The organism is Acinetobacter sp. YH12142, from assembly GCF_013418435.1.
Classification (GTDB): Bacteria; Pseudomonadota; Gammaproteobacteria; order Pseudomonadales; family Moraxellaceae; genus Acinetobacter; species Acinetobacter amyesii.
The window spans coordinates 1-3,346 of sequence record NZ_VPCB01000040.1; the positions used below are offsets into that span (position 1 = coordinate 1).

Below are 3,346 nucleotides of genomic sequence, written 5' to 3' on the forward strand. Positions count from 1 at the left end.
GTAAATTTTCAGCGTTGCTGGCTCCCCGTCAGCCGGATTGGGTTGCATCGCAGGGGTGTCGAAAGAGTCAACTGCGGTCCAAAGCTGTTGGACTTGGGTGAAAAGGGCGTTTATTCTTCCTATACGTGAACCGCATCCTACGGAATGAGTAACCCTTGCCCTATTGTGAGTAGAACGTCGTATAATTCAAACGAAAGCAGTTAATAGGTATGAAATATCACAGCACAAAAGAGCGACAGGACATGTTTAGATGATGTTATTATAAAATAATAACATCATGGATGAATAAAAAATAATTTTCTATCTTTACAACTATGTTATACTTCTATGATAAGGCTATGATGGCAAAGCCTTGGTTTTCCTAATCAAATAGTCGCCGAGATGGCTTCAATGCGACAGTAGGTCTACTGTCTCACAATTAATTCATGTATCAGATTTTTGTTCCCTGATGGGAAGTGTTATCCATACGAAAAGAATATGGGTAAAGTGTTACACCTGTATATGACATTCAGAATGTCCTGTCGGGGGAACTGGTACCAATTTAATAAAAGAAAACAGTATAGAAATGACAATCGAAGATATGCAAACATTAGCCCTAGAGCATGGGCTGAGAATTTCGGAAGAGATGAGCGTCAATGAGATGGGCATCGACTTTAGAGTTGCCTTTGTAAAGGAAGTAAACGGTGAGAACTGGGTACTCCGTATACCTCGAAGAAGCGATATGCTTGAACAAATCGAAAATGAAAGTAGAATATTGGATTTAGCCAAAAGAAACCTGTCGATCAATGTCCCTGATTGGAAAATTGTATCGGAGCGCCTAATAGCCTACCCTTTACTGGAGGATGCGCCTGCTCTGACATTCGATGCGATAACACATGAGGTTTCTTGGAACATAGATCGCGATAGCATAGCTTATGTGGAGTCTCTGGCAAAATCATTGGCCGAATTACATCGTATTACAGCTGACGATGTGAGAAAGAGCAACTTGAAAATAATGACTCCAAGTGAATTGAGGACCGAAATAGCTGACCGTATCCACTTGGTGAAATCTGAGATAGGTATCAGCGAGCCGTTGGAAAACAGATACCGTAGATGGTTGGACAATGACCCTTTGTGGCCTGAATTCACTTGTTTCATCCATGGCGATCTCTATGCAGGGCATGTCTTAACCTCGAAGGAAGGTAAGACCTCTGGTATCATAGATTGGTCTACTGCGCATATGGGTGATCCTGCACTGGACTTTTCTGGTCACGTATCGGTTTTTGGAGAGGATAGCCTGAAGAGTTTGATAACGGAGTATGCTAAACAAGGCGGAACGATATGGGATAGGCTCTACGAACAATCTATAGAGAGGGCTGCTGCAGCTCCATTAGCATATGGCGCTTTTGCGGTAGAGTGCAACGACGATAATCATATCAATGCCGCCAGAGCAGCCTTAGGTATTGTTCAATAAAATGATGTGAGGATACTTTTTTAAATGCTAAAATAGGAGTTCGATTGGTGCCACTTAAGAGTATCATTGATTTCTATTTTAGCCAGTATCCTCCACTTTTAGGAGCTCCTCGAAACTCGATTTTATGATCATCTCTTAAGATTTTGAGCCACCGCTCTACTATCTTGACAGGAACTAATAGCTCGTTTACTAAAAATGGTGCACGCTTTCCTGGATTAGTTCTTATCTGATTAAATAGTAGATTTACTCCCTCACTTACTCCCTCATTAGATTCGAAAAGTAGCTTTGATGAGACAATAACTCGAAAACCGTGCTGGAAATTTTCAAAGACAGGGGGACGCAGACCATAGGATGCGAAGCCTTCTTGGATTCGTTTGATGCCTGACCCATATTTTTCAATAAAATGCGCTTCTTTGAACGTGGCAGATATCCTTTTATTGCGCGCCCATGGCGAGTAATCTTCACGAAGAAGCTGATCAATCGTTAAGTTATCAGCTAAACCACCTGGATTGAAAAACTCTATGGAATTGTAATACACCCTGATTATGGAATCGGCAAATTAATTTGGACTTGGGTGAAAAGGGCGTTTATTCTTCCTATTACGTTGTCGGCAGCGGGCCAAAAAGGAATACGTCCATGCCCATCGAGGTGAAACCGGCTGTGAGCGCGGGTTCAAGCATATAGCCCGACAGGCGCGTATCCTTGCCGATCACGACACGATGGCGGTGGTCACCGCGACGAAAGACACGGCCAGCCGCCATGCCGACGCGCAAGGCGGTTTCCGCCGTCATCGCGCCTTCGTTGGCTTTGCCACGAATACCGTCTGTGCCGAAATATTTGCGCACCATAAGGTCGATTATCCTGTCGTCGGGTCGCCCTCAAAGGGGACATGCCTGCTGAACCGCGAATATAGAGAAATATCCCGAATGTGCAGTTAACGAATTCTTGCGGTTTCTTTCAGCGCCGCCAATACCGCCAGCCCGTCGCGCAAGGGGCGCGGCTCGTGTGTGCGGATGAAGTCAGCTCCACCTGCGGCGGCGGCAAGCTCTGCAGCGAGTGTCGCGGCCCCGACATCCCCCGGACCACGGCCTGTGAGCGCGCGCAGAAAGGATTTGCGCGAAACAGACAGAAGCACCGGCAAATCGAAGCGCAGCCGCAATTCATCGAACCGCGCCAGCACCGAGAGCGAGGTTTCGGGAGCAGCCCCCAGAAAAAACCCCATGCCGGGATCAAGGACAAGGCGGTTGCGTTTGATACCGGCACCCGTCAGCGCCGCGATGCGCGCGTCAAAGAACGCCGCAATGTGATCCATGATGTCGCCAGCGGGTGCCTCGCGCCGATCTGCCTGCCCGTCTTGCACCGAATGCATAACGACGAGTTTGGCAGATGATTTCGCCAATTGCGGATAGAACGCAGCGTCTGGAAAACCGCGAATATCATTGAGATAGGCCACACCACGCGACAAGGCATAGGCTTGCGTCGCGGGTTGATAACTGTCGAGCGAGACGGGAATGCCATCTGCCTTGAGCGCGTCCAGCACCGGCGCGATACGCGCGATTTCTGTGTCGGACGAAACAGGCGCGGCGTCGGGATTGCTGGATGCCGGACCGAGGTCGATCACATCTGCCCCCTCGGCCATCAGCTTACGCGCCTGCGCAATGGCTGCGTCTGGCGCCAGATACCGGCCTCCATCGGAGAAACTGTCCGAGGTTATGTTGACGATGCCGAAAATGATGAGCGATTTATTCATGGGGGCTTCTATAATAATCTCTGTACACGACAAAAATAGATAACTCATTGAAATAATGTCACAATAATTGTTTTCTAACGACGAATACTATGACACATCTCAATGAGTTATATCTTATCTTAAACAAATCTCTAAAATGGAAC

General features: G+C 47.4%; 4 protein-coding genes. 1 reads left to right on the plus strand and 3 read right to left on the minus strand.

All coding sequences use genetic code 11. From position 1 onward, the window contains the following. Positions 1 to 565: 565 nt before the first annotated feature. Positions 566 to 1,453 carry an Mph(E)/Mph(G) family macrolide 2'-phosphotransferase gene (gene mph, locus FTU77_RS15730; RefSeq protein WP_071830579.1) on the plus strand — a complete coding sequence of 296 codons (888 nt, stop codon included), beginning with the start codon at positions 566 to 568 and terminating at the stop codon, positions 1,451 to 1,453. 73 nt (positions 1,454 to 1,526) lie between these two features. On the opposite strand, the gene FTU77_RS15735 is transcribed toward mph, so the two are convergent. The 3 genes from FTU77_RS15735 to sul2 all read right to left on the minus strand — a co-directional run bounded on the left by FTU77_RS15735 (position 1,527) and on the right by sul2 (position 3,203). Beyond that, complete coding sequence (locus FTU77_RS15735) at positions 1,527 to 1,991, minus strand: ATP-binding protein (RefSeq protein WP_071830580.1); 465 nt, start codon at positions 1,989 to 1,991, stop codon at positions 1,527 to 1,529. Between the two features lie 61 nt (positions 1,992 to 2,052). Next, complete coding sequence (locus FTU77_RS15740) at positions 2,053 to 2,301, minus strand: phosphoglucosamine mutase (RefSeq protein WP_071830581.1); 249 nt, start codon at positions 2,299 to 2,301, stop codon at positions 2,053 to 2,055. Positions 2,302 to 2,387: 86 nt separating this feature from the next. Further along, entirely contained in the window at positions 2,388 to 3,203 is an 816-nt protein-coding gene (gene sul2 / locus FTU77_RS15745) for a sulfonamide-resistant dihydropteroate synthase Sul2 (RefSeq protein WP_001043260.1), read from the minus strand. Positions 3,204 to 3,346 lie beyond the last annotated feature (143 nt).

Coding starts and splice junctions, on each gene's coding strand:
- mph (WP_071830579.1), top strand. CDS start 566: ATGACAATCGAAGATATGCAAACATTAGCCCTAGAGCATGGGCTGAGA.
- FTU77_RS15740 (WP_071830581.1), bottom strand. CDS start 2,301: ATGGTGCGCAAATATTTCGGCACAGACGGTATTCGTGGCAAAGCCAAC.
- sul2 (WP_001043260.1), bottom strand. CDS start 3,203: ATGAATAAATCGCTCATCATTTTCGGCATCGTCAACATAACCTCGGAC.